The sequence below is a fragment of the Eggerthella sp. genome, assembly GCF_048329335.1.
Lineage (GTDB): Bacteria > Actinomycetota > Coriobacteriia > Coriobacteriales > Eggerthellaceae > Eggerthella > Eggerthella lenta.
The window spans coordinates 1-3,974 of the sequence record NZ_DBFEGU010000126.1 but is presented as its reverse complement, the minus strand read 5'-3'; the positions used below and the strand labels follow the sequence as shown (position 1 = coordinate 3,974).

General features: G+C 66.3%; 4 protein-coding genes. All 4 read left to right on the top strand.

Annotated features, from left to right (window positions below; all coding sequences use genetic code 11):
• The first annotated feature begins 50 nt into the window (after positions 1-50).
• Positions 51-1,484, top strand: coding sequence for a DUF512 domain-containing protein (locus ACMO6A_RS03920; RefSeq protein WP_009608362.1), 1,434 nt, complete (start codon positions 51-53; stop codon positions 1,482-1,484).
• A gap of 34 nt (positions 1,485-1,518) precedes the next feature.
• Positions 1,519-2,835, top strand: coding sequence for a ribosome biogenesis GTPase Der (gene der, locus ACMO6A_RS03915; protein WP_009304535.1), 1,317 nt, complete (start codon positions 1,519-1,521; stop codon positions 2,833-2,835).
• 5 nt (positions 2,836-2,840) lie between these two features.
• The gene (gene plsY / locus ACMO6A_RS03910; RefSeq protein WP_009608361.1) at positions 2,841-3,509 is read left to right on the top strand and encodes a glycerol-3-phosphate 1-O-acyltransferase PlsY; all 669 of its coding nucleotides are present in this window, start codon (positions 2,841-2,843) and stop codon (positions 3,507-3,509) included.
• A 9-nt stretch (positions 3,510-3,518) separates the two neighbouring features.
• Positions 3,519-3,974, top strand: a 456-nt coding sequence (locus ACMO6A_RS03905) for an NAD(P)H-dependent glycerol-3-phosphate dehydrogenase (protein WP_418470810.1), incomplete at its 3' end; no start/stop codon positions are given.

The window sequence follows — 3,974 nt, the reverse complement described above, 5'->3', positions numbered from 1 at the left end:
ATCGTGGAGCGTCTGGAGGCGCTGTGAGCGCGGATGCCGGAGCGCGTCCGATGCCGCCGGTGTACCCGTCGGGCGATATCGATCGCGAGGCGGCGGCCAGGCAGCGCGGCGGCTGCGGCGCGCTGCGCGAGGCGCCGCGGGCTCTCGTGATCGCCGTCGCGCCCGACAGCCCGGCCGACGATGCGGGGTTCGAGCCTGGATGCTACGTGACCACGGTGGACGGCAGGCCCGTGCGCGACCTCATCGACTGGCGCTGGCTTGCGGCCGACGACGTCATGGAGCTGGGCTACGTCGATCTCGACGGCGACGAGGGCGTCGTGGAACTGGAGCGCGAGGAGGGCGAGGACTGGGGCTTCGAGTTCGAAGGCGTCGTGTTCGACGGCGTGAGGCAATGCCGCAACGCCTGCACGTTCTGCTTCATGCGCCAGCTGCCCGACGATATGCGCTCCTCGCTCACCTTGCGCGACGACGATTTCCGCCTGAGCTTTCTCGCGGGCACCTTCGTCACGTTCACCAACCTGAAGCCCGAAGACGAACGGCGCATCGTCGAGCAGCGCATATCGCCTCTGCGCCTGTCGCTGCACGTGGCGGATCCGGAGGTGCGCCGACGCATGATCGGCAAGCACGCGCAGCACGGCGTCGACGTGCTGGAGCGGCTGCTGGAAGCGGGCATCGAGTTCCACGCCCAGATCGTGCTCGTGCCCGACCAGAACGACGGCGCCGTGCTGGAAGACACGCTTGCTTGGGCGTACGCGCGCCCCGGCATTCTCGACGTGTGCATCGTGCCGCTGGGATTCACGAAGCACCAGAGCGTCTTCGACCGCAGCTTCAACGACCCCGTGTCGTCGCGCGCGGTGATGGACCTCGTCATTCCGTTCCAGCGGCGCGCTCTGGCCGAGCGCGGCAGCATGTGGGCCTTCCCGGCCGACGAGTTCTACCATAACGCCTACGGACCCGAGCTGATGCGGAACCTGCCGCCGTCGGAGCACTACGGCGACTTCGGCATGTTCGAGGACGGCGTGGGCATCATCCGCTCGTTCGTTGACGACTGGAAAAGGGCAGAGCGCGCGGGGCTCGTCGAGCGTTGCGCCGCGGCTCTGCGCGCCGCCGACGCGCGCGTCCACTACGTGGCCGGCTGCGCGACGCGCCACTTCCTGGGCCCGCTCATCGATGCGAGCCCGCTCAAGGGGCTGCTGATCCCGCTGTTCGTGAAGAACGAGTTCTTCGGCGGCAACGTGGACGTGACGGGGCTTCTGTGCGGCTGCGACATGGCCGATGCCGTGCGTGCCGAGCGCGAGCGCGGCTTGCAGCTGGCGCTCATCCCGCGCGTCGTGTTCAACGACGACGCGGTAACGCTCGATGACATGAGTTTGGAGGATATGGAAAAGCGGGCGGGCGCGCGCATGTCCGTGGTATCCTGTAACGCATCGGATTATCTCCTCGAGATCATCCACCTGGTCGGACGAACCGATCCGACCTCCTGACCGCACCAACCGAAGCAATCTGCGAGGTAGCAATATGCCTTTACCCATCGTCGCGGTGGTCGGACGGCCGAACGTCGGCAAGTCCACCTTCGTCAACCGCATAGCCCAGGCCGACGAGGCCATCGTCCATGAGATGCGCGGCGTCACGCGCGACCGCTCCTATCATGAGGCCGACTGGAACGGCGTCGATTTCAAGCTCATCGATACCGGCGGCATCGAGATGGGCGATGACGACGCCTTCCAAGGCTCCATACGCAATCAAGCGCTGGCCGGCGCGAACGAGGCGGACGTCATCCTGTTCCTCGTGGACGGCAAGACCGGGGTCAACGCCGACGACGAGGCCGTTGCGCGCATCCTGCGCAAGACGTCCAAGCCCGTGTTCCTTGTGGTGAACAAGCTGGACACCCCGAACCGCATGGACGAGGTGTGGGAGTTCTACCAGCTGGGCCTGGGCGATCCGTGGCCGGTCTCGGCCATGCACGGCCACGGGACGGGCGACCTCTTGGACGAGGTCGTGAACGAGCTGAAGAAGGTGGACCTGCCCGCCGACGCCGACGAGGAAGACGGCATCAACGTGGCCATCATCGGCCGCCCGAACGCCGGCAAGTCGTCGCTCACGAACAAGCTCACCGCCAACGACCGCTCCATCGTCTCCGACGTGGCGGGCACCACGCGCGACGCCATCGACACCCATATCGTCCACGACGGCCAGCGCTACACCATCGTGGATACCGCGGGCCTGCGCCGCAAGAGCCAGATCGACGAGGACGTGGAGTACTACGGCTTCGTGCGCGCCATGCGAGCCATCGATCGCGCCAACGTTGCGCTGCTGGTCATAGACTCCACGCTGGGCCTCACCGATCAGGATCAACGCGTCGCCGGTTTCGCGGCCGAGCGCGGCTGCGCCATGGTCATCGTGCTGAACAAATGGGATCTCATCGAGGGGCCTGAGGCGAAGGCCGAGATCCGCGAGCGCATCGCCGACCGTCTCACGTTCGTAGGCTATGCTCCGGTCATCGCCATCTCGGCGCTCACGGGCAAGAAGGTCGATCGCATCTGGGACGCCGTGAACGCGGCCTATGAGAACTACAGTCAGACCATCCCCACGAACCGCCTGAACACGTGGCTCGCAGGCATCCGAGAGTTCGGCCACACGGTGAGCAAGGGCAAGGCGGTGCTGCGCATGAAGTACGTCACGCAGACGGCTACGTGTCCGCCGCAGTTCACGTTCTTCGCGAACCGCCCCGACCTCGTGGACGACAACTTCGAGCGCTACCTCGAGAACCGCTTGCGCGAGAACTTCGAGCTCGTGGGTACGCCCATCAGGATCAAGTTCAAGAAGAAGGATTAGGGGTCATGGGGGATTTGCTGGTTGCGGCCGGCCTGTTCGTCGCCGCGTTTCTGTTGGGATCCATTCCCTTCGGGCTGATCATCTCGAAGGTGTTCTACCATACCGACCTGCGCGAGCACGGCAGCGGCAACATCGGCACCACCAACGCTATCCGCACGATGGGCAAGGTGGGCGGCTACGCCGTGTTCGTGTTGGACTTCGGCAAGGGCCTGCTGTCGGGCGTATTGGCTTGGGCGTTCAGCATGCAGTTCCTGCCGGGCGGCGGCCTTGAGCCCGGCGCGCTCGTCACGTACGACACCATGCTGGCCGTGGCGTTCCTCGGCTGCGTGTGGGGCCATATCTTCTGCCCGTGGCTTGGCTTCAAGGGCGGCAAGGGGATCGCGGTGGCCGTGGGCTGCCTGTTCGTGACGTTCGGCTGGATCGGCGCCTGCCTCGAGCTGCTCATCTTCATCGTGCTCGTCGTGGCGACGAAGCGCGTGTCCGTCGGCTCCATCGCGGCGGCTGCGGCCTGCCCGTTCTTCGCGCTATACTTCTTCTGGGACGATTGGCTGGCCTGGCTGTTCTGCACCGTCGCCGGCCTGACCGTGGTCTGGGCGCACCGTGAGAACATCAAGCGTCTGCGAGCCGGCACCGAAAGCAGGATCGGCGACAAGGGCAAGAAGAAGGAAGCGTAGGGAACTCACATGAAGATCGCGGTTATCGGGGCGGGGTCGTGGGGGACGGCACTCGCGCAGCTGCTGGCATGCAACGGCAACGAGGTGGGGCTGTGGGCCCGCAAGCCCGAGGTGGTGGAGGCCGTCAACGCCTCGCATGCGAACCCGCGCTACCTGAGCGAGGTGGAGCTTTCCCCGCGCATCGTGGCCACGACCTCCTACGAGGAGGCCTTGGCGGGCGCGCAGGCCGCCGTCATCGTGACGCCGTCGAGCGTCATGCGCGACGTGGCCGGCGTGCTGGCCGAGGCGGTGGACGACGATTTCCCGGTGATCATCTGCTCGAAGGGCGTCGAGGAGGGCAGCGGCCTTCTGCCGGTGGAGGTGTTCGAGGCCGAGATGGGCAATGCGACGCGCCTGGCCGTGCTCTCCGGCCCCAACTTCGCGGCCGAGGTCATACGCGGCATCCCGTCGGGCACGGTGGTGGCC

Excerpts from the sequence above, each read along its gene's own strand:
- ACMO6A_RS03920 (WP_009608362.1), top strand. The coding sequence starts at position 51 with ATGCCGCCGGTGTACCCGTCGGGCGATATCGATCGCGAGGCGGCGGCC.
- der (WP_009304535.1), top strand. The coding sequence starts at position 1,519 with ATGCCTTTACCCATCGTCGCGGTGGTCGGACGGCCGAACGTCGGCAAG.
- plsY (WP_009608361.1), top strand. The coding sequence starts at position 2,841 with ATGGGGGATTTGCTGGTTGCGGCCGGCCTGTTCGTCGCCGCGTTTCTG.